Origin of the sequence: Actinoplanes sp. G11-F43 (genome assembly GCF_050589265.1) — a bacterium.
Classification (GTDB): domain Bacteria; phylum Actinomycetota; class Actinomycetes; order Mycobacteriales; family Micromonosporaceae; genus Actinoplanes.
Genome location: NZ_JBNZCE010000023.1, coordinates 25,239 through 47,640 on the forward strand (window position 1 = coordinate 25,239; position 22,402 = coordinate 47,640).

General features: G+C 72.8%; 13 protein-coding genes. 8 read left to right on the forward strand and 5 right to left on the reverse strand.

Features of this window, described 5'->3' with window-relative positions; translation table 11 throughout:
• Positions 1-36 precede the first annotated feature (36 nt).
• The 4 genes from ACQ0O7_RS25820 to ACQ0O7_RS25835 are packed head-to-tail and all read left to right on the forward strand — an operon-like array spanning position 37 to position 14,814.
• Positions 37-6,567, forward strand: coding sequence for an amino acid adenylation domain-containing protein (locus ACQ0O7_RS25820; protein ID WP_430785144.1), 6,531 nt, complete (start codon positions 37-39; stop codon positions 6,565-6,567).
• The gene (locus tag ACQ0O7_RS25825) at positions 6,564-11,921 is read left to right on the forward strand and encodes an amino acid adenylation domain-containing protein (protein ID WP_430785146.1); all 5,358 of its coding nucleotides are present in this window, start codon (positions 6,564-6,566) and stop codon (positions 11,919-11,921) included. The genes ACQ0O7_RS25820 and ACQ0O7_RS25825 overlap by 4 nt, the downstream gene beginning before the upstream one ends.
• Positions 11,918-12,994, forward strand: a complete 1,077-nt coding sequence (locus ACQ0O7_RS25830) for an NAD-dependent epimerase/dehydratase family protein (protein ID WP_430785148.1) — start codon at positions 11,918-11,920, stop codon at positions 12,992-12,994. The genes ACQ0O7_RS25825 and ACQ0O7_RS25830 overlap by 4 nt, the downstream gene beginning before the upstream one ends.
• Positions 12,991-14,814, forward strand: coding sequence for a Gfo/Idh/MocA family oxidoreductase (locus ACQ0O7_RS25835; protein WP_430785150.1), 1,824 nt, complete (start codon positions 12,991-12,993; stop codon positions 14,812-14,814). Before ACQ0O7_RS25830 ends, ACQ0O7_RS25835 begins: the two co-directional genes overlap by 4 nt.
• On the opposite strand, the gene ACQ0O7_RS25840 is transcribed toward ACQ0O7_RS25835, so the two are convergent.
• Positions 14,804-15,943 carry a cytochrome P450 gene (locus tag ACQ0O7_RS25840; RefSeq protein WP_430785152.1) on the reverse strand — a complete coding sequence of 380 codons (1,140 nt, stop codon included), beginning with the start codon at positions 15,941-15,943 and terminating at the stop codon, positions 14,804-14,806. The two genes, ACQ0O7_RS25835 and ACQ0O7_RS25840, sit on opposite strands and share 11 nt — an antisense overlap.
• Positions 15,944-16,127: 184 nt before the next feature.
• Between ACQ0O7_RS25840 and ACQ0O7_RS25845 the strand changes: the two genes are divergently transcribed.
• The 3 genes from ACQ0O7_RS25845 to ACQ0O7_RS25855 all read left to right on the forward strand — a co-directional run bounded on the left by ACQ0O7_RS25845 (position 16,128) and on the right by ACQ0O7_RS25855 (position 17,914).
• Positions 16,128-16,850 (forward strand): thioesterase II family protein, encoded by a 723-nt coding sequence (locus ACQ0O7_RS25845; RefSeq protein ID WP_430785154.1) that lies wholly within the window; start codon positions 16,128-16,130, stop codon positions 16,848-16,850.
• 19 nt (positions 16,851-16,869) lie between these two features.
• Entirely contained in the window at positions 16,870-17,601 is a 732-nt protein-coding gene (locus ACQ0O7_RS25850; protein WP_430785156.1) for a class I SAM-dependent methyltransferase, read from the forward strand.
• 121 nt (positions 17,602-17,722) lie between these two features.
• A complete protein-coding gene (locus tag ACQ0O7_RS25855) occupies positions 17,723-17,914 on the forward strand; it encodes a hypothetical protein (RefSeq protein WP_430785158.1) in 192 nt (63 codons plus the stop codon).
• Between the two features lie 480 nt (positions 17,915-18,394).
• Here the strand turns inward: ACQ0O7_RS25855 and ACQ0O7_RS25860 are convergent, their stop codons facing one another.
• Positions 18,395-19,564 (reverse strand): MFS transporter, encoded by a 1,170-nt coding sequence (locus tag ACQ0O7_RS25860; RefSeq protein WP_430785160.1) that lies wholly within the window; start codon positions 19,562-19,564, stop codon positions 18,395-18,397.
• 160 nt (positions 19,565-19,724) lie between these two features.
• Between ACQ0O7_RS25860 and ACQ0O7_RS25865 the strand changes: the two genes are divergently transcribed.
• The gene (locus tag ACQ0O7_RS25865; protein ID WP_430785162.1) at positions 19,725-20,174 is read left to right on the forward strand and encodes an Lrp/AsnC family transcriptional regulator; all 450 of its coding nucleotides are present in this window, start codon (positions 19,725-19,727) and stop codon (positions 20,172-20,174) included.
• Positions 20,175-20,180: 6 nt separating this feature from the next.
• Here ACQ0O7_RS25865 and ACQ0O7_RS25870 read toward each other — a convergent pair whose 3' ends face one another.
• The 3 genes from ACQ0O7_RS25870 to ACQ0O7_RS25880 are packed head-to-tail and all read right to left on the reverse strand — an operon-like array spanning position 20,181 to position 22,398.
• A complete protein-coding gene (locus ACQ0O7_RS25870) occupies positions 20,181-21,125 on the reverse strand; it encodes an ABC transporter permease subunit (protein ID WP_430785164.1) in 945 nt (314 codons plus the stop codon).
• Entirely contained in the window at positions 21,122-22,006 is an 885-nt protein-coding gene (locus tag ACQ0O7_RS25875; RefSeq protein ID WP_430785166.1) for an ABC transporter ATP-binding protein, read from the reverse strand. Before ACQ0O7_RS25875 ends, ACQ0O7_RS25870 begins: the two co-directional genes overlap by 4 nt.
• Complete coding sequence (locus ACQ0O7_RS25880; protein ID WP_430785168.1) at positions 22,003-22,398, reverse strand: GntR family transcriptional regulator; 396 nt, start codon at positions 22,396-22,398, stop codon at positions 22,003-22,005. Before ACQ0O7_RS25880 ends, ACQ0O7_RS25875 begins: the two co-directional genes overlap by 4 nt.
• Between the last annotated feature and the right edge of the window lie 4 nt (positions 22,399-22,402).

Below are 22,402 nucleotides of genomic sequence, written 5' to 3' on the forward strand. Positions count from 1 at the left end.
TCATTTCCAGTAAATACGGGAAGGGTGAACCGGACCGTGCCTCAGGCACCACACCGCCGCACGACGCCCCCGACCGCCGATGAGATCCGCACCGCTGTCGCCACAGCGCTGGACGTCTCCCCGGACGAGATCGGCCCGGATGACGATCTCTTCGAACTCGGCCTCGACTCACTGATCCTGATCAGACTCACCGCCGGCTGGCGTGGACTCGGCACCGACGTCGGATTCGACACCCTCGCCGAGACACCGACCGTCACCGCCTGGCACGCAGCGCTCGCCGCCGGCGAGACCACACCACCGGCCACAGCGGACCCGGCACCACCGGCGGACGCCGGAGACCAGCGATTCCCCCTCGGCCTGATGCAGCACGCGTACTGGATCGGCCGCCAGGACGGCCAGCCGCTGGGCGGTGTCGGCGCACACTTCTACGTGGAGTTCGACGGCCACGCGGTGGACCCCGGCCGGCTGCGCACCGCGCTCACCCTGCTGCGGCAGCGTCACGCGATGCTGCGGACCCTGATCCTCGACGACGGCACCCAGCGGATCCGGCCCGCCACGACCGACGACCTGCTCGTGCACGACCTGAGCGCTCTCCACGGCGACGAACTGCGCGACCGGCTCGACCGGCTCCGCGACACCGGAACACACCGCCGCATGCGCGTGGAGGACGGCGAGGTGCTCCTCGTCGAACTGTCGATCCTGCCCGGTGGCGCCACCCGGCTGCACATCGATCTCGACATGATCGCCGCCGACGCGGCCAGCCTGCGGATCCTCATGAACGACCTACGGCACTACTACGACTCGCCGGATGTGGACCTGCCACCCGTCGTCGGCGGCTACGCCCGGTACCTGGCGCAGCGGACCGCCCGCAGAGCGGGGGAGCGGGCCACCGCCCAGGCCTGGTGGCGACAGCGACTGCCGGAACTGAGCCGGGCACCCGAACTGCCGACCCGCGTCGACGCGCTCCAACCGGAATCCGCCACCACCGCCTACCACCACACGACGCGATGGCACCACACCGTCTCCGCCGAAGGACGCCACCGGCTGGGCGAACTGGCCCGACAGCACTCGCTCACCCCGGCCGCCGTGCTGGCCACCGCGTTCGCCGAGGTGCTCGCCGCCTGGAGCGGGCAACAGCGCTTCCTGCTCAACCTGCCCCTGTTCGACCGCGACCTCGACATCCCCGGCGCCGCCGGGCTGGTCGGCGACTTCAGCAGCTCGGTACTGCTCGACGCCGACCTCACCGAGGCGCTCCCGTTCACCGGACAGGCCCGCCGCATCCAGAACACCCTGCGCCAGGCCATCACCCGGGGCGCGTACCCCGGCGTCGAAGTACTGCGCGACCTGTCCCGCCTCGGCGACGGCAGCCCGGTCCTCGCCCCCGTCGTCTACACCAGCGCGCTGGGACTGGGCGAGATCTACGACGACCGGGTCCAGAACCGGTTCGGCACACCGGTCTGGATCATCTCGCAGGGCCCGCAGGTCTGGCTCGACGCCCAGGTCACCGAACTCGACGGGGGACTGCTGCTCAACTGGGACGTACGCCGCGACGCCTTCGAGCCCGGTGTCGTCGAAGCGGCGTTCACCGCCTACACCACACTCGTCGACGACCTGCTGCGCGACCCGGCCACCTGGACCCGCCCGGTCGGCCGGCTCCTGCCCACCGGGCAACTCGACAGGCGAGCCCGGATCAACGACACCGGCGACCGGACACCACCCGGAACACTGCACACCCGCTTCTTCACCCTCGCCGAACGTGATCCCCACCGGATCGCCCTGCTCGGCGGGCCCGACGGCGACATGACGTACGGGCAACTCGCCACCGCCGCCCTCCGGGTCACCACCCTGCTGCGGCGCCACGGCGTGCACCCCGGCGACTCGGTCGCCATCACGCTGCCCAAGGGCGGCGCGCAGATCGTGGCGGTGCTCGGTGTCCTGGCCGCCGGCGCCACCTACGTCCCGGTCGGCGTCGACCACCCACCCGCTCGCCGCCAGCGGCTGCACACCCTCGCCATGGTCAGCGCGGTGCTCACCGACGACGCCCACCGGCCCGCCGACAGCGGCCTGCCGATCCTGACCGTCGGCGACGCGGCCGGCGAGACACCCGCCGACGTCACCGACGTCGACCCGGAGACCACCGCGTACGTCATCTTCACCTCGGGCTCCACCGGCGAGCCCAAGGGCGTCGAGGTGCCGCACCGCGCCGTCGTCAACACCCTCGACGCGGTCGCCGGCGTCTTCGAGGTCGGCCCGGACGACCGGACGATCGCACTGTCCTCGCTGGACTTCGACCTGTCCGCGTACGACATGTTCGCCTTTCTGGGCACCGGCGGATCGGTCGTCGTGGTGGACGAGCCGGCACGCCGAGACGCACACCGCTGGGCCGAACTGATCCGGGCCCACCGGGTCACCGTCGTCAGCTGCGTGCCCGCCCTGCTCGACATGCTGCTGACCGCGGCCTCCGGCGCAGGCCTGCCGGACAGCCTGCGCCTGGTGATGCTCGGCGGCGACTGGGTGGGCCTGGACCAGCCGGAACGGCTGCGAGCCCTGGTGCCCGGGGCCCGGTTCGCCGCGCTGGGCGGCATGACCGAGGCGGCGATCCACTCCACCGTCTTCGAGGTGGGCGCAGTCGACCCGGCATGGCGGTCCATCCCCTACGGCGCCCCACTGCGCAACATGCGCCTGCGGGTCGCCGACGACCGGGGCCGCGACCGCCCCGACTTCGTGCCCGGTGAGCTGTGGGTCAGCGGACCCGGCGTCGCGCACGGCTACCGCGGCGACCCCGGCCGTACGGCGGAGAAGTTCGTCGAGTACGACGGCCGCCGCTGGTACCGCACCGGCGACCGAGCCCGTTTCCACGGCGACGGGACGCTGGAATTCCTCGGCCGCGCCGACCACCAGGTCAAGATCCGGGGGCACCGCATCGAACTCGGCGAGGTCGAGGCCGCCGCCGACGCCCACCCCGCGGTGACACATGCCGTGGCGACCGTCGTCACCGGCGCCACCCGGCAGCTGGGCCTCTACGCCGCGACCGGCGGCGCCACACTCGATCCGGCGGAACTGCGGAGCTGGCTGGCCGACCGGCTGGCCGTCTACATGGTGCCGGAACATCTGATCGTGACCGGCCGGATGCCGCTCACCGCCAACGGCAAACTGGACCGGGCCGCGGTGGCCGCCGCGTTCACCGCCACGGCCGCGAGCCCCGCACCGGCCGAAGCACCCCACGACGGCCGGGAACGCCTCCTCGCCGACGCGTGGGCCGAACTGCTGGGTGTGGACACGATCGGCCGCGACGACTCGTTCTTCGCCCTGGGCGGGGACTCACTGCTGGCCACCCGCCTGGTGAGCCTGCTACGCGAGCGGGGCGTCGGCGGCGCGGGCATCGCGGCCCTGTTCACCTCCCCGGTACTGCGGGACTTCGCGGCCCGGCTCACCACCGGGCAACACACCACCGCCGGCCGGCTCGCCGCGGACACCGGCAACCGGCACCAGCCGTTCCCCGCCACCGACGTGCAGGCCGTCTACCTCATCGGCCGGGACGACCGGCTCGCGCTGGGCGGCGTCGGGACATACCACTACACCGAGTTCGACGGTACGGACGTCGACCTCGCCCGCTTCCAGAACGCCTGGCGAACGCTCATCACCCGGCACGAGATGCTGCGGGCGGTGTTCGGCGACGACGGCCGCCAGCGGATCCTGCCGGCCGTGCCCGACTTCACCGTGCCCGTGCTGGACGCGGCCGGTGACGGGACGGCCGAACTGGCGCGGCTCCACGACGAGATGTCACACCAGCGGCTCGACGTGACCCGCTGGCCGCTGTTCGACGTCCGCGCGGTCCGCTACCGGCAGGACGGACGGCTGCGCACCCGGATCGCGGTGGGCCTGGACTACGTCGTCTTCGACGCGTTGTCGATCATGCTGCTCTACCGGGAACTGGACACCCTCTACACCGACCCGGCCGCGACCCTGCCCGAGATCGGCGTGTCGTTCCGCGACTACGTGCTGGCCGCCGAACCCGGCCCGGAAGCGGTGGACCGCTCGCGGGAACACTGGTCCCAGCGGCTCGACACGCTGCCGCCGGCGCCCGCGCTGCCCCTGGTGAGCGACCCGGCCACGGTGCCGGCCCCGCGGTTCACCCGCCGCCGTCACCTGCTGGACCGCGATCGCTGGCGGGCCGTCCGCGACACCGCCCGACGGCACGGCCTCACCCCGTCGACCGTGCTGCTGGCCTGCTACACCGAAGTGCTGCGGGCCTGGAGCGGCCAGAACGCGGTCGCCGTCACCCTGACGCTGTTCCACCGGCTGCCCCTGCACCCGCACATCGACCGGGTGATCGGGGACTTCACCGCGCTGTCGCTGATCGGGCACGACCGCCGGCCCGGCGACTCGTTCGTGGATCTGGCGCGCCGGTTGCAGCACACCATGGGCGAGGACCTGGACCATCGGGCCGTGACGGCCGGCTGGCTGCTGCGCGAGCTGGCCCGGCGTACCGGATCGGCCGGGTCGGGTGTGCCGGTCGTCTTCACCAGTGCCGTCGGCGTCGGCGACGACGCCGCGACACTGCTGGCGCCGGCCTTCGGCGAGCAGGTGCGGGGAGTCTCCCAGTCACCGCAGGTGCTGCTGGACAACCAGGTCGTCGAGGCGGACGGCCGTCTGCAGATCTCCTGGGACGCTGTCGACGAGGTCTTCGCCCCCGGGGTGCTCGACGCGATGTTCGCCGCCTACACGGAGACGGTCGGCCGGCTGGCCGACACGGACTGGGAACGACCGCCGATCCCGCTCCTGCCCGCCGGGCAGGCCGCCGTCCGCCGTGCGGCCAACGAGACCGCGGGCCCGATGCCGGACAGCCTGCTGCACGACCGGTTCTTCACACTCGCCGCACGGGACCCCGACGCCGAGGCGCTGCTGTGGCGCGGCGGCAGCCGCACCCGGGGCGAACTGGCCGACGACGCCCTGCGCATCGCCGCGGCCCTGACCGGCCACGGCGTCCGGCCCGGGGACACGGTCGGGGTCAGCCTGCCCAAGGGACCCGACCAGATCGCCGCCGTCCTGGGTGTGCTCGCCGCCGGCGGTGTCTACGTGCCGATCGGTGTCGACCAGCCCGCCATCCGCCGGGACCGGATGCACCGCGTCGCGGGCCTGCGCGCCGTCCTCGGCGGCGACCTCGACATCGACATGGCCCGGGCCCACCACCCGTTGCCCCGGCCGGTCCGCCGGTCACCCGGCGACCCGGCCTACCTGATCTTCACCTCGGGCTCGACCGGGGAACCCAAAGCGGTGGAGATCACCCACCGGTCCGCGCTGAACACCGTCACCGACGTCAACAGCCGATGGCGGGTCGGGCCGGCCGACCGGGTCCTCGCCGTCTCCGCACTCGACTTCGACCTGTCCGTCTACGACATCTTCGGGCTGCTCGGCGCGGGCGGCGCCCTCGTGCTGCCGGCCGACACCGACCGCCGGGACCCCACGGCCTGGCTGGAACTGGCCGCCGAGCACCCGATCACCCTGTGGAACTCCGCGCCGGTACTGCTGGACATGCTGCTCACCGCCGCCGGCCAGCCGGGCACGCCGGACAAGGGCATCACCGGACTGCGGGCCGTACTGGTGTCCGGCGACTGGGTCGGCCTCGATCTGCCCGGCCGCCTCCGCACCCACGCGCCCACCTGCCGGTTCACCGCACTGGGCGGCGCCACCGAGGCGTCCATCTGGTCCAACCTATGCGACGTGGACCGGGTGCCGGCGCACTGGACGTCGATCCCGTACGGGCGGCCGCTGACCAACCAGCGGTACCGCGTCGTCGACGACTTCGGACAGGACTGCCCCGATCTGGTCCCCGGCGAACTGTGGATCGGCGGCGCCGGTGTGGCGACCGGCTACCACGGCGACCCGGAACGCACCGCGCAACGGTTCGTCACCGCCGGCGGCACGCGCTGGTACCGCACCGGCGACCGGGGACGCTACTGGAGCGACGGCACCATCGAGTTCCTCGGCCGCGCCGACCACCAGGTGAAAATCGGCGGGCACCGGGTGGAACTGGGCGAGATCGAGGCGGCCTTCCAGGCGTACGAGGCGGTGGCCGACGTGGTCGTGCTGGCGCCCGGCGGCCGGGGCACCCGCCGGTTGCACGCCTTCGTCGTCGCCGACGGGCCTCTCGACGGACTCGCGGCCCACCTGGCCGACCGGCTGCCCGCCCACGCCGTCCCGCACCGGATCGTCCCGGTCGACGCGATGCCACTGACCGCCAACGGCAAGGTCGACCGGTCCGCGCTGGCCGCCCGGGCCGCCGCCGAAACCGAACCGGTACGCCCACCGGCCGGCCCGGTCGAGACCGAGATCGCCCGGCTCTGGGCCGACCAGGTCGGCACCCCGGTGACCGACCGCACCGCCAACTTCTTCACCGGCGGCGGCGACAGCCTGCTGGCCCTGCGCCTGGTCGCGGCGGTCAACGACACCTTCGCCGTCGACATCCCGGTCCGTACGTTCCTGAGCGCCCCGACGACGGCCGACCTGGCCGCCCACGTCACGGCCGCCCGCACCGACACCCCTCTGGAGAGCGGAACCATATGAACCCCGGCACCCTCATCGCCGACCTCGCCACGAACGGCATCAGGCTCTGGGAGGAGGACGGTCAACTGCGCTTCCGTGCGGCGCGGGGCGCGCTGACCGACGAACGGCGGGCACTGCTGCGTACCCACAAGGAAGCGGTCCTGACCGAACTGCGCGCCCAGCAGGACCGGTCCGTGCTGACCCCCGATCCGCAGAACCGGCACGCGCCGTTCCCGCTGACCGACATCCAGGGCGCGTACCTGATCGGCCGTACCGGCGCGTACCCGTACGGCAACGTGCCCTGCCAGACGTACGTCGAACTGGCCTTCCCGGCCGGCACCGACGCCGGCCGGCTCGCCGCCGCCTGGCACACGGTGGTACGGCGCCACGACATGCTGCGCGCCGTCGTCCACTCCGACGGCCATCAGCAGGTCCTCGCCGACCCGCCGGCCCCGCCCGTCCCGGTCACCGACCTGCGGGGACAGGACGGCGACCGGATCGCCGCCGCACTCGACCGGACACGCCGCGAGCTGAGCGGTCACGTCGCGGTCCCCGATCGCTGGCCCCTGCACGAGGTACGCGTCACCGTCACCGACACCGAACTGCTCCTGCACCTGTCGGTCGACCTGCTCGTGGTCGACTACGCCAGCCTCCAGCGGGTCCTGGCCGAGGTGGAGGATCTGTACCACGGCGAAGCCCTGCCGGACCTCGACGTGACCTTCCGCGACTACGTGCTGGCCCGCCGCGGGCAACGGCAGACTCCCGGGTACGCCCGGGACCGCGACTACTGGCTGCGCCGCGTCGACACCCTGCCCGCAGCCCCCGACCTGCCGGTGACCGGCGACCCGTACGCCCCGGCCGTCTTCACCCACCTGGCCGCGAGCATCGAGCCCGGCGTCTGGGCGGCGGTGCGACGGCAGGCCGCCGCGCACGGGGTGTCGACGTCGTCGGCGGTGCTGACCGCGTACGCCGAGGTGATCGGCCGGTGGAGCCGCAGCCCACGCTTCCTGCTGAACGTGCCGGTGTTCGACCGGCTGCCCCTGCACCCGGACGTGGACCGGATCGTCGGCGACTTCACCGCCGTCGAACTGCTGGCGGTCGACCTGACCGTGGCCCGCCCGTTCGCCGACCGGGTCCGCGACATCAGCGGCACCCTGCTGGAGGACCTCGCCCACCCGCTGTTCTCCGGCAGCGAGGTGCTGGCCGAGCTGACCCGGCGCAGCGACGACGACACGGTGCTGATGCCGGTGGTGTTCACCAGCACCCTGGGCTCCGCCACCACCCGGCAGACCGGTGCCGAGATCCGGCAGGCGATCAGCCGGACCCCGCAGGTATGGCTCGACTGCCAGGTGATGGAACGGGCCCGAGCGCTGTCGCTGAGCTGGGACGTCCGCGACGGCGTCCTGCCCGGGGACACCGCCGCCGACATGTTCGAGGCGTTCGTGGCCCTGGTCGCCGCCCTCGCCGACGAGGCGACCTGGGCGAACCCGGCCGCCGTCCCGCTGCCGGACCGTACCGCCCGGGTGCGTGCCCGGGTCAACGCCACCACCGCGCCCGTCCCGCGCGGGCTGCTCACCGACGCGGTGGTGGCGACCGCGGCCCGCACCCCGGACGCCGTCGCCGTACGCTCCGGCGGCGAATCGCTCACCTACCGGGAGCTGCTGGACCGGGCCGCCGTGGTGGCCCGGACCTTGCAGGGGCACGCCCTGCGCCCCGGTGAACTGGTCGCGGTGACCATGGAGAAGGGCTGGGAACAGGTCGCCGGGGTGCTCGGGGTGCTGCTGGCCGGTGGGGCGTACCTCCCGGTGGACCTGACCCAGCCGCCGTTGCGCCGGCAGACCATCCTGCGCGACGCGTCGGTGCGGCTGATGCTGACCCAGTCGTGGCTCATCGCCGAACTGGAGACACCCACCGCGGTGCCACCGATCGCGGTGGACACGCTCGCGGCGAACGGGGCCGCGATCCCCGTCCCGGCCACCGACCCGGCCGATCTGGCGTACGTCATCTACACCTCCGGCTCCACCGGGGTCCCGAAGGGCGTGATGATCAGTCACCGCGCCGCGCTCAACACCATCACCGACATCAATCAACGGTACGGCGTGGGGCCGGACGACCGGGTCCTCGCGCTGGCCCAACTGGGTTTCGACCTGTCCGTGTACGACATCTTCGGCCTGCTCGCGGCGGGCGGCACGGTCGTGCTGCCGGACCCGGCCCGCCGTGGCGACCCGTCCGCGTGGGCCCAGGCGGTGGCGGCCGAGGGCGTCACGATCTGGAACTCGGTGCCCGGCCAGTTACAGATGCTGCACGACTACCTGAGCACCACTGCGGACCGGCTTGCGAGCCTGCGACTGGCGATGCTGTCCGGTGACTGGATCCCACTCCAGTTGCCCGGCCAGATCCGCACCCTGCTGCCGGATCTGACCGTGCACTCGCTGGGCGGCGCCACCGAGGCGTCGATCTGGTCCATCCACTTCCCGGTCGGCGCGGTCGACCCGGACTGGACCGGCATCCCGTACGGCACACCACTGCTCAACCAGACCTTCGACGTCCTGGACGGCGATCTGCGGCCCTGCCCCGACCACGTCACCGGTGAGCTTTACATCGGCGGGATCGGACTGGCCGACGGCTATCTCGGTGACCGGCGGCGCACCGCCGAACGGTTCCCGACCCATCCGGACGGCCGGCGGCTCTACCGCACCGGTGACCTCGGCCGGTACCGGCCCGACGGGGTCATCGAATTCCTCGGCCGGGCCGATCACCAGGTCAAGATCCGCGGCTACCGGATCGAACTGGGCGAGATCCAGGCGGTGCTCGACACCGCCCCGGGTGTCGGCGCGAGCGCGGTGGTGGTCGAGGGCGAGTCCGGCGCGACCGCCCAGGCGGCGCTGCGCCGCCTGGCCGCCTTCGTCGAACCGGCACGGACCGTGCCGCAGCCGGTTCCGGATCCGGTCACCGCCGCGCTGCGGCTGCCGGTGACCGGCGACGAACGCCTCACCGCGTTCTTCACCGCCTTCCACCGGGCCGCGCTGGCGTCGATCGCCCGGCTCGTGGCCGCCCGCACCGGTTCGGCCGACCAGCTCGCCGACGAACTGGGCGTCCACGAACGGCATCGCCGGCTGGTACGCCGCTGGGCCGCCGCCGTCCCGGCCGGAACCGCGCCCACCGACGACGAGGTCACCGCGGCCTGGGACCGGGCGGAGACCCTGGAGCGGGAGTACGGCTGGAGCCGCGAGATGTTCACCGCCGTCCGCTCCTGCGCCGAACAGCTGCTACCGCTGCTGCGTGCCGAGATCGAGGTCGGCGCCCTGCTGACACCCGAGGCGCTGACGGACGCCTACCGCGGCAACGCGGTCTCCCGGGCACTGCACGACACCCTGATCGACACCGTGCGCGCGGTGGCCACCGGGCATCCCGGCACGCTGCGCATCGTCGAGGTGGGCACCCGCGGCGGCGGCGCGGCGGCCGGTCTGCTGCCCGCTCTGGCCGGACACGACGTCGACTACCTGTGCACCGACAGCTCACCCCTGCGGCTGGCCGCCGCCCGCGACCGGCTGACGGACCGGGAGGCCCGGTTCGCCGTCCTCGACCTCGACCGGGAGCTACGCGCCCAGGGTCTCCCGCCCAACTCCGCCGACGTCGTGGTCTGCGCGTCGGTGCTCAACAACAGCGCCGACACCGGCGCGGCACTGGCCCGGCTGCGGGAGCTGGTGGCGCCGGGCGGCTGGCTGCTGATCCTGGAGAACACCGACGACACCTCGCCACCGGTACGGATCTCCACCGAGTTCCTGGCCGAACACGCCGGGCCGTTCACCGACGCGCGTGCCACCGATGACCGGTCCTTCCTCGGCCCGGCGGAGTGGATCGACGCGATCGGTGCGGCAGGCGGTGAGGTGGTCGCCCAGCTGCCGGCCGACGACGCCCCGATCGCGGTCGCCGGTCAGCGGCTGTTCGCCGTCCGGTTCAAAGCCGACCGGGCCCCGGTCCGGATCGATGAGATCGCCCGGCACGCCGCGGCACACCTGCCCGAATACATGGTGCCGGCCACGTGGCAGGTGGTGGACGCCCTGCCCGCCACCGCCAACGGCAAACTCGACCGGACCACCCTGGCGTCCTGGCTGAGCCCGGCCGACACCACCGCACAACCGGACGAGGAACCGGTGGACGAACTGGAGAACCGGCTCGCCCACCTGTGGCAGGAGATGCTCGGCGTCGAACGCGTCGGCCGGCACGACGACCTGTTCGCCCTGGGCGGCGACTCACTGCTGGTCGCCCGGCTCGTCGGGCGGCTGCGAGACGGCCTCGACGGCCTTCCCGGCGAATGGGACCTGGAGTGGGAGATCGTCCTGCGCCACCTGCTGCGCACCCCGACCGTGGCCGGGCTGGCCGCCTACCTCCGCGACAACCCGGCGAGCGGGCCGGGCGGCGGCCAGGACACGGTGTCACCGGTGGTCCGGCTGATCGACGACCTGACCGGTCCGGTCACCGTCCTGGTCCACGCGGGCACCGGAACCATGTTGCCGTACCGCCCGCTGATCACCGAGATCCGCCGGGCCGGCGGCCGCAACGGGCTGGTCGGGCTGGAGATCCCGGCACTCGACGAATTCCTCAACGCCGACCCGGAGGGCCTGGTCGACCGGCTGGCCGCACAGTACGCGACGGCACTGCTCGACACCGGCGCCCGCGAGTTCGACGTGGTCGGCTACTGCGTCGGCGGCATCATCGCCACCGAGGTGGCCCGGGGGCTGACCGAGGCCGGGGCGGTGGTACGCAGCCTGACGGTGATCTCCAGCCACAGCCCGACCTTCCGCATCGACGACGACCTGCTGTCGGAGTACTCCTTCGCCCTGATGATGGGCATGGATCTGGCCACCATCGGCTTCCCCGCCGACGAGCAGCGGGTGGGCGCCGCGGCCGGCGCGGTGCTGGCCGCGTCACCGGACGCCATCGCCAACGGCTCGCTGGCCGACCTGGAGGGCGAGTTCGCCGACGTGGCCGACGCCTTCGCCGCGCTGGAGAGCATCCCCCGCATGCGGCGGGTCGCGCGGATGATCGAGGCACTGCCGCCGGATCTGGCCGGATCGTACGAGCCGGAGGGCCTGCTGCGCACCCTGCGCACGTACCAGCAGAGCATCTTCGCGCTCAGCCGGCACAGCACCGAACCGTACGCCGGGGACATCACCTTCCTGCGGCACAACGGCGTCTACCCGTTCCCGGGCAGCGCGGACACCATCACCGACCACTGGGCGAAGCTGTGCCTGGGCGACCTGTCCAGCCGGGACATCCCGGGCCAGCACTTCACGTGCATGACCGGCGCGCACGTCGCGACGGTCTTCGGTCACCTGACCCGGCTGGTGGACGGGCTGGACCGCGCATGATCGGGGTGCTGGGTGCGTCCGGTGCGGTGGGCCGCCACGCGGTCCGGGCGTTGCGGGACAGCGGGTGCGGCCCGCTGCGGCTGGGCGCCCGCCGTACGGCAGCGCTGTCCACCGGCGACGGGCAGGTGTCAGCGGTCGACGTGACCGACGCCCGGTCCCTGACGGACTTCTGCGCCGGGCTGACCGTGCTGCTCAACTGTGCCGGTCCGACGTACGCGCTCCAGGAACGGATGGCGGTGGCGGCGCTGGCGGCCGGGGCGCACTACGTGGACGTCGGCGGTGACGACCCGGTCCACGAGAAGCTCACCGCCTCCGGGGCCGCCGCCGGCGACCGGGCGGTGGTGCTGTCGGCGGGCACCCTGCCCGGACTGTCCGCCCTGGTGCCGCGCCGGCTCGCGAGCCGGTGGCCGGAGTGCGGACGGCTGGAGTCCTACGCCGGGGGCCTGGAGCCGGCCACCGCGACGGTGGCCGAGGACTTCCTGCTGTCGCTGAGTGTGGGCGGGGCACACGGAGAACCCTTCGGCACGCCGCTGGCCGCCTGGCGTCACGGCCGGCGGGCGCTGCGGGCGTTGCGGGTCGTCGAGGACGCCGCCGTGCCGTCCTTCCCCGACCGGGGCACACTGCAGCCGATCCTGACCGCCGAGGCCGAGCGGCTGGCCGCCACGCTCGGGCTGGCGGAACTCGACAACTACAACGTGCACCCGGGGGAGCGGGTCCGGTCGCTGTTCGCGAGGCTGCCCACGCTGGCCGCCGAGGGCCGGAACGACCTGGCCGGGCGCATCATCACGGCCGCGGACGTGGACCTGGCCGGCCGGGACCCGTACTACCGGATGCGGTTCGTGCTCAGTGGTGCCGACGCCGAGCACACGGCGGTGGTCACGGCCCGCTCCAGTTACCGGCTGACCGCCGCGGTGGGCGTGCTGGCCGTTCGGGCGATCCTCGACGGCACGGTTCCGGCCGGCCCGCACTTCGCCGGTGACGTCCTCGATCCGGGCTGGGTGATCGACGAGATCAACCGGTCCGGGGCGGCCGACATCGCCGTCCTCGACGACCTGGACGAGGGTGTCCTGTGACGCCGCTACGGACAGTGGTGTGTGGCACCAACTTCGGCCGGTTCTACGCGCGGGCCGTCCAGGAGCACCCCCGCTTCGCCCTCGCCGGTGTCCTGTCCACCGGCAGCGCGTACTCGCTGGACCATGCGCGTTCGCTGGGTGTGCCGTCGTTCACCAGCATCGACCAGATCCCCGACGACGTACAGGTGGCGTGCGTGGTCGTGTCCGGGGCGGTGGGCGGCGGGCCGGGAACCGAGCTGGCACAGCGGTTCCTGGCCCGGGGTGTGCACGTGGTGCAGGAACATCCGGTGCACCCCGACGAGGTGGCGGACTGCCTGCGGGCGGCCCGGGCCGCGGGCGTGCAGTACCGGGTCAACACCCACTACCGGCATCTGGCGCCGGTCCGGACGTTCCTGGACGCGGCCGCCCGTCTCCGGGCCCAGCGCCCCCTGCTGTTCGCCGACGTCGCCTCGGCCGTGCACGTCCTGCAACCGCTGGCCGACATCCTGGTCCGCGCCGTCGGCGGGGTCCGCCCCCGCCGGCTGTCACCGGCCTCCGACTCCGCGCCGTTGCGCACCCTGCACGGTGAGCTGGCGGGCGTCCCGCTGACCCTTCGGGTGCAGAACCAGATCGATCCGGCCGACCGCGACAACCACGCCCTGTTCTGGCACCGGATCGCGCTCGGCACCGACGCCGGCGTGCTGGCCCTGGCCGACACGCATGGACCGGTGCTGTGGAGCCCCCGGCTGCACGCGCCCCGCGATGCCCACCGCCGGCTGGCGGTGACCGATCCGGCGCTGGGCCTGGCCACCACATCGGTGCTCGGGGACAGTGCGCAGCCCACCTACACGCGGGCCTTCGACCGGCTCTGGCCGGAGGCGATCGGTGCGGCTCTCACCGAGCTGGCGCAGGCGATCGAGAGCGGTGCGGATCCGCTGCGCGGCGGGCAACCGGATCTGGCCATGGCAGGCTGGTGGCGGGACCTGATGGCCCGGCTCGGCCCACCCGAACTGATCAGCCCGGCCACCCCGGCGCCGCTGCGGGCGGACCAGATCGGCGACCCGGGCCCGGCCGCGCCGGACTACACCGGGTCGGGCTACACCACGCCGGACTACACCGGGTCGGGCTACACCGCGTCGGCGGAGTTCTTCGACCTGGCCGCGCGTGAGCACGCCGAGCGCAGCGGCCCGGCCGTGGTCGCGGCCCTGGCCGGCACCGACCCGGACGACGGCCCGATCCTCGAGATCGGCGCCGGGACCGGGCTGATCACCCGGGCCGTGGCGCTGGCCTTCCCCGCCGCCGCGGTGGTCGCGACCGAACCGGACCCGGCCATGCGCGCCGTGCTGACCAGCCGCATCGACGACGTGCCCGGCCTGCGGGAGCGGGTGACGGTGCTCGCGGACAGCGCCGAGAAACTGCCGCTGCCGTCCCGGATCTCGGCGGTGGTGCTGTGCGGCGTGCTCGGGCATCTCGACGCCGGCGCGCGGCGTGAGCTGCTGCTGTCACTCGCCGAACGACTGCCGCCGGGCGGGCCGATCGTGGTGGAGTTGATGGGCCTGACCAGGCCGGTGACGATGGCGCCGGTCCGGCTGGCCGCCCGCACCCTCGGCGCACAGCGCTACGAGTGGTGGATGTCGGGTGAACCCGCCGGTCCCGGCCTGATGCGGTTGAGCACGGCCTGGCGGGTCTTCCAGGACGGTGAGCCGCGGCGTGAGGTCCGGGACGCGTACCTGTGGCACACCGTGACCGTCGAGCGGGTCGCCGCGGAGGCCGGGCTGGCCTGCGAGCCGCTCGACGGCCTGCCCTACGCCGCGGTGCTGCGTGTCCCGTTCACCACGTGACCGGCACCCGGTCCGGGCCGTACGCGATCCCGTCGTGTTTGAAGACCAGATCGGACGGATCCACGTCCAGGCGCATTCCGGGAATACGGTCGATCAGGGTGCCCAGCGCGATCTGGAGTTCGATCCGGGCGAGATTCTGCCCGACGCACTGGTGCACCCCGTATCCGAATCCGACATGAGTTCGCCCGGCTCGGCGGAAATCGATGACCGACGGGTCGGCGAAGACCGCGGGATCGTGATTGGCCCCGGCCAGCAACGGGATCACCCCGTCGCCGGCCGGGATCACGACGCCACCGACTTCGATGTCCTCGGTGGCGGTGCGCAGCGCGATCGAGTCGCCGACCGACAGCGCCCGCAACAGCTCCTCGACGGCGGCCGGGATCAGTGTGGGATCGGCGTCGAGCTGCTTCCACAGCCGCCGGTCGTCGTCCAGCAGCGCCAGCACACCGAGCCCGATCATGCTGGTGGTGGTCTCCCGGCCGGCGACGACGGTGATCGCGACCGTCGCCAGCAGATCGTCGCGGGTGACGGCGCCGGTGTGCAGCTGGTCGGCGATCAGCCGGCTGAGCAGGTCGTCACCCAGGTCACCTTCCCGGTCGGTGACCAGGGCGTCGAACACGTCGAACAGCGCGTCCAGCCCCTCGGTGGCGGTGCCGGCGTCACTGGCGCCACCACCGATCTGCTGGGAGCCGAGCACGCCGGTGATGCGGCGGAAGAACGGATCGGTGCGCCGCACCCCGATCATCTCGCACATCACGGTGCTGGAGACCGCGTGGGCGTACTGGGTGAGCAGGTCGACCGGCGGGCCGTGACGCAGCAGCTCGTCCACCCGCTCGTCGACGATGCGCTGCACCGGCCGGCGCATCGCCCGGGCCTTGCGCACGGTCATCTCCGGCAGCAGCATCCGCCGGTGCGCGGTGTGCTCCGGCGGATCGGTGCGGATGAACGGCCGGGTCCGCGAACCGACCTCCTGCTCGCCGTCGGCCAGCGCGGGGAAGTTGGCGTGCCGCACGTCGGCGCTGAGCCGCCGATCGGCCAGCAGCGCGCGCACGTCGGCGTACCCGGTCACCACCCACGCCTGCCGTCCGGTCGGCAGCATGACCCGCGACACGCCACCCCCGGCCCGCATATCCGCATATTCAACGGGCGCCGAAAAAGGGCAGGACCGGGGCATCGGAAAGGCTCTCACCTCTTCCATGAATGTATCAAACCTTCCCTCCTGGAGGCGTGAAAATACCACTTCGAATTGACGATAGCACCCTTGAGAAAATGGCCTACATGGCAATTTCATGCTGCCCAGAAATGGAAATCCGATGCACCAGATAATCTGCTTTCCGCACGCTGGTGGAAGCGCGAGCGCATTCCGCTCGTGGCGTGCCGTCGTGCCACCGCACGTGGCACTGCGCGTGATGCAGTACCCGGGACGGGAGACCCGGTTCGGTGAGCCGATGATCGACCGGATGCCGGAACTGGTCCGGTTGCTCACCGATGAGCTGATGGCCGCTGGACTCCGCGGGCCGTACGTGCTGCTAGGGCACAGCATGGGCGCCGCGGTGGCCTACGAGGTGGCACAGGAACTGCGCCGGCGCGGTCAGCCGGGCCCGGCGTTGCTGGTGCCCTGCGCGCGCCAGGCGCCGACCGATCCACGCCCGGGAGAGGTGCACCGCGGCGATGACGAGACGCTGATCGCCGAGCTGCGGCGTCTGGGTGGCACGCCGGCGGAGGTGCTGGCCGACCCGGATCTGCTGCGCACCGTGCTCGCCGTCGTCCGCAACGACTACCGGCTGTCGGAGACCTACGTGGCCCGACCGGCGCCACCGCTGGACTGCCCGGTCACCGTGCTGGTCGGCGACCACGACCCGGATTGCAGCGCCGAGGACGGCGCCGGATGGGCCACCGTGACCACCGGGCCCGCCGACGTGTCGGTTCTCCCCGGCGATCACTTCTTCCTCACCCCGCGCCGCCGCGAGATCCTCGCTCTCGTCCTGTCCCGCCTCGGCCTGCCGGCGACCGCCGCCTGGCCCAGCACCCCGTGACCCGATCAAGGAGCAACCGATGGCCACCGACTTCTACAGCACCTCGGCGGAGTTCTACGAGATGGTCGCGCAGCGACACGTCCGGACCAGCTCCGGCCCGTTGACGACTGCCCTGCGCATGGTCGACCCGGCGCAGGGGCCGGTGGTCGAGATCGGGGCCGGCACCGGCCGGCTCACCGAGCTGATCGCCGGCCGTCTGCGCACCGCCGACATCCTCGCCGTCGAGCCGTCCACCCCGATGCGTGCCGTCCTGACCAGCCGGGTGTTCGGCGACCCCGACCTGCGTCGCCGGGTGACCGTCGTCGCGGACCAGGCGCCGGAGCTGCGGCTTCCCGCCCGGATCAGCGCCGTCGTGGTGTTCGGCGTCCTCGGGCATCTGGACGCCGCCGATCGGGGCCGGTTGTGGGAGCTGCTGCACTCACGTCTGCCGCCGGGGGCGCCGGTGGCCGTCGAGCTGATGGGTGGACACGAGGCGCGGTCGCTGCCGCCGATCCGGATGCTGCGCGAGACGATCGGCGCGCAGACCTACGAGTGGTGGACGTCGGCCGAGGCCGTCGAGCCGAAGCTGATGCGCTGGCGGACGACGTGGAAGGTACTGCGCGGCGAGGACGTCGTGCGAACCGTGGACGACACCTATGACTGGGCGACCCTCAGCCTGGAGGAACTGGCGGCGGAGTCGGGTATGACCGCCCGGCCGCTGGGCGGGACCGGCGTGCCCGGTTCCCCCGAGATCGGTGTCCTGATCCGGTGACATCCGCAGGCGGTGCTCCCGGCCGGGAGCACCGCCGCCCGTGCCCTCCACGCGCACAACGGCATCTGACCGTGCGGGCGAAGGGCCTTCCCGCCCGCCCGGTCGAGGCAGGCTCCAGGTGGTGGAGTCGCAGAAGCAGACCCTGACGACCGCGGTCGCGGTGCCGGACCTCGGCGCGATCGGCGAGGAGATCGAGTTCGTCATGAAGGGGGCCGGCACCTTCGTCGCGGAGACCGGGAAACGGACCGCCGCGAACTTCCCGGCCGGCACCGCGGACGCCACGCTGAGGTGGAGCGCCCCGCCGCGTCGCTGATGCGGGTGAACTCGTAGCGCGAGTTGCGGTCGGGGTCGCCGCGGAAGAAGAACAGGATCGCCGGTGGGGCGTCCAGGTCGGCGAACAGGCCGCCGCCCCACCGGCGAGGCAGATCCAATTGCAGGCGTACGGTGTCCGGCTGGTTGTCGCCGTCGATGGGGTTGGGGGCGATGTGCCATCGTCCGGAGCCGCCGACTCGCTGGCCCTCGTAATTCGAGTGGACGGCGTCGCCCAGGAGATCGGACGCCTCTACGGTGCCGTTCTCCGCGAAGTGGAACCGGCCGCCGTCGGGGCTGGTCCACGTGCCGACCACCTGGTTCGGCTGGATGCTTGCCGGTGCGGCGGATGGTGTGCACCCGGTGAGCGCCAGTGCCGCCACGAGCCCGGCCCGCCAGAAGATGTTCATCGTCGACCCCCCGCTTCGCATTCTGCCGGCCGGGGCGGCTACATCGAGGACCGCGACATCACCTGATCGGCTGTCTATGCGGTGGCCGGGCGGGCGGTCAGGTGGATGCGCTGGGGAGCACCGGCGAAGGCGGCCGCGCTCAGCCCGGCCACCGCCAGCCCGGCCGCCAGCGTCGCGATCGCCGCCGGGACGCTGGTTTGCAGGGCGTACGCCCCGATCGCGGTCGTCACCACCCCGCAGGCGCCGTACGCGACAGCGGCATACCAGGAGGTCGCCCGTCCCTGCCGGCCGGCCCGCAGTCCGAAGGTGACGGTGGCCAGGCCCAGGCTGTACGCCGGGCCCTGGCCCAGCCCGCCGATCACCGCGCCGGCCAGCAGCAACCACCATCGGCCCTGGTCGAGCGCCACCGCGATCAGGGCCATGCCGACGACCAGCGGCACCGACAGCTGCCAGGCGCGCAGCTGGAGGATCCGGCTGCGGCAGGCGGCCTGTGCCGCCCAGGCCGACGCCAGGAACACCCCGCCCGGCAGGACCGCCTCCAGCAGCGAGACGCCGGGCAGCACCGTCCGCAGGCTGGTGGGCACCAGCGCCAGCACCACCCCGGCCGTGCTCCACGACATCGCGCCGAGGAGCAGGGCCGCCCGCCGGTGCCGGGGACGATAGCCGTACCGGCCGTCGGTCTCCGGTTCGGCGGCGGCCGGTGCGGCGGCCGGGGTCCGGCCGGCCGGCAGCAGGCCCGCGACGACGGTCAGCGCCACCACCAGATGGACGGCGAAGACGGTGCTGGACGGGGCCGGCAACAGCACACCCAGCAGGCCGCCGCCGAGGTTGCCGGCCAGCGAACCGATCACCGCCCCGGAGGCGACGACGGTCCGGGCCCGCTCGCCGAGGGCGGCCAGCGCCAGCGTCGCCGCCGATCCGGTGGCCAGCCCGACGCTGACCCCGGCCGCCAGCCGGCCGGCGACCAGCCCGGCGAACATCTGCGACCCCCACACCATCAGCAGGTCGGTCACGGCCGACAGGGCCAGGGCGACGATCAGGGTGGTACGCGGGGACAGCCGGGGACTCGGCCGCCGGATCACCGTCACCAGCGTCGCGACCAGCGCCAGCAGGTACAGGCTGAACAGCACGGACTGCGCCAGCGGGGTCAGGTCGTACCGCTCGGTGTAGAGCGGCACCAGCGGGTTGGGCAGGTTCACCCCCACGATCACCACCACGAAACCGGCTACCGCCAGCGCTCCCACGTTCTCTCCCCTCGGTGCTCATTCAGCGGGGCCGAGTGTGATCAACTGCTACAGAACAAGCAATCGAACGCCGGGAACTTGATCGTTGTGTTCAATCCGGGTGCCGCGACAGGTGTTCCGGTGAACATCCCGACCATCCCTCGACCTCTGGGAGACGCCGGTGAACGACACCGAGGCGCGCATCCTCCGCCTGCTCGACGAGGTGCCCCGGGCGACCGTGCAGTACGTGGCGGACAGTCTGGGGATCGCCCGGGGCACCGCCCACGCGTACATGAACCGGATCTTCGAGGACGGGCGGCTGGCCCCGGTCACCGCCCGGCTCAGCCCCGGCCGGGTGGGCCGGCCACTACGGGCCCTGGTGACCGCGGAGGTCGACCAGGCCAACTTCGACGGCCTGCTGGAGGCGCTGGCCCGGATCCCGGAGGTGGTCGAATGCCTGGCCATCTCCGGGCCCAGCGACCTGCAGATCGAGATCCTCGCCGCGGACGCCGACGACGTCTACCAGATCACCCAGCGGATCATGGAGTGCCGCGGCATCCGGCGCACCGCCACCAGCCTGGTACTGCGCGAACTCCTGCCCCGGCGGATGGCGCAATTGCTGGAGACCTGACCAGGTTCAGAGGATCCGGCGCCGGACCCGCCACACCACCACACCGATCAGGAGCGCCGCGGCGATGACGAACAGGGCCGTCTCGATGAACTGGAACGTCCAGAACCGGTCGGCCGGATGGTGGACGGTGAACCGCTGGATGCCCTGCGCGTGCAGGAACTGGTTGAGGTTGGCACCGGCCCGATCGGCGGCGTCCTCCAGCTCGTAGTACTCGGCCGGGCTCAGTCTGCGCCCGGTGGCGTCCGCGTAACCGTTTTCGATCACCCAGTCGTCTGCCACACCGTCGGCGGGAATCGGCTGTGTGGTGGTGAGTGGCGTGGCGTACGCGGGACGGGCCAGTAGCGCCACCGACATCCGGGCGGCGAGGAACGCCCCGAACGCGACGCCGAACGCGGGCAGACCGCGCCGCAGGATCGCCCCGGCGGTGGTGGCGACGGCGAACGCGAACAGCGCGTACGCCACCGGGACCAGCCCTTCCAGGTCGAAGGCGTCGTACTGGAATCGCCCCTCCCACGCGTCGAACGGCTGACGGAACCAGGTGAGCACCGCGGTGAACAGCCCGGTGAGCCCGACCGTGACACCGGCCAGAGCCGTGAGCTTGGCCGCCAGCCACCGCATCCGCGGCACGCCCTGCGTCCAGGCGAGCTGCCAGGTGCCGTCCTCCAGTTCGCGGGCGAGCAGTGGCGCGCCGAGGAACGCGCCGATGACGACGGGCATCAGATAGAAGGCGGCCAGAAGGTTCTCGACCCACCCGTACTCCTCGTCGAGCCGGCGGAAGGAGGCCGCGCAGGTCTCGATGGCGCCGGGCTCTCCCGCGCACCGGCCGGGGCCGCCGGGGAACAGGTCGTGGGCCTGGGCCCCGAGCACGAGCAGGGCGATGCCGAACACCCCGACGAGCAGACCCAGGACACCGGCTTCGGTACGGTGCTGGCGCCAGATCAGCCAGGTCATGCCATCGCCCCCGACGTGCCGGCCGGCCGGCGCAGGTAGGCCAGCACCAGTTCCTCCAGCGCGACCGGTCTCGCCTGCCAGCCGGGCGCGGCCGGGAGCCCGCCGTCGCGGACCAGCAGGGTGGTGTGCCGGTCGCTGTGCACGGCCTCCACGACGGTGCCGGACCGGTCGAGGTCGGTGGCCGTGCGCGGGCCGACGAGCAGCCGGTGCTCGGTGAGCAGGGCGTCGATGTCGCCGGTGAGGGTGACCCGGCCGTCGTTGAGCACGATCAGGTGGTCGCAGACGCGTTCCAGCTCGTGGACGACGTGGGAGGAGAACAGGACGGTCACCCCGCCGTCGGCGACCGCGCCCATCAGCACCTGCAGGAACTCGTGCCGGGCCAGCGGATCGAGGCTGGCCACCGGCTCGTCGAGGACCAGCAGGTCGGGGCGTTTCGCCAGGGCCAGGGCCAGCGCGACCTGGGCCTGCTGCCCGCCGGAGAGGGCGCCGGCCCGGCGGTCGAGTGGGATGCCCAGCTTCGCCAGCCGGCGCTCGGCCAGCCCCTGATCGAACCGCTGGTTGCAGGCCCGGCCGAAGCGGAGCATCTCGGCGACGGTGAACCGCTTGTACAGCGGGTGGTCCTGGGCCAGGAACCCGACCCGCGACAGCGTCCGTGCGGTGCCGGCGGTGACGTCGTGGCCGAGCACCTCCACCGTGCCGGTGCTCGGTGCCAGCAGGCCGACGATCAGGCGCAACAGGGTGGTCTTGCCCGCGCCGTTCGGCCCGACCAGGGCGATCACGCCGCCCGCCGGCAGGGCCAGGGTGCAGTCGCGCAGCGCCCAGCCCTTCCGGTACCGCTTGCCCACACCGTCGGTGCGCAGCGCGAACCCGGTCGCTGTCACGCCACGTCCTCGTTCCTGGTCTGCTGGTGCACGGAGGTGAACAGCGCGGTGACCGCCTGCTCGTCGAGTCCGGCCGCGTAGGCCCGGCGCAGCCAGGCCGACAGCCCGCGTTGCAGCGAGGTGTAGGTCGACGCCGACAGGGCGGGCGACTGCTGTTCGTTGACGAACGTGCCCTGCCCGGGCCGGCCGGTGACCAGGTCCTCCTGCTCCATCTGCCGGTACGCCTTGGCGACGGTGTTCGGATTGATCGCCAGCTCCTCGACCACCTCGCGGATGAGCGGGAGACGGTCACCGGGTCGCAGGAAGCCCAGCAGCACCGCCTGGCGGACCTGCTGCACGAGCTGGAGGTACGGCGGCACGCCGGAGTGCGTGTCGAGCCGGAAGACGAACACTGTG

What these genes read in the sequence shown, in the direction of transcription:
- ACQ0O7_RS25825 (WP_430785146.1), top strand. Translation starts at nt 6,564, where the DNA reads ATGAACCCCGGCACCCTCATCGCCGACCTCGCCACGAACGGCATCAGG.
- ACQ0O7_RS25830 (WP_430785148.1), top strand. Translation starts at nt 11,918, where the DNA reads ATGATCGGGGTGCTGGGTGCGTCCGGTGCGGTGGGCCGCCACGCGGTC.
- ACQ0O7_RS25840 (WP_430785152.1), bottom strand. Translation starts at nt 15,943, where the DNA reads ATGCGGGCCGGGGGTGGCGTGTCGCGGGTCATGCTGCCGACCGGACGG.
- ACQ0O7_RS25845 (WP_430785154.1), top strand. Translation starts at nt 16,128, where the DNA reads ATGCACCAGATAATCTGCTTTCCGCACGCTGGTGGAAGCGCGAGCGCA.
- ACQ0O7_RS25850 (WP_430785156.1), top strand. Translation starts at nt 16,870, where the DNA reads ATGGCCACCGACTTCTACAGCACCTCGGCGGAGTTCTACGAGATGGTC.
- ACQ0O7_RS25870 (WP_430785164.1), bottom strand. Translation starts at nt 21,125, where the DNA reads ATGACCTGGCTGATCTGGCGCCAGCACCGTACCGAAGCCGGTGTCCTG.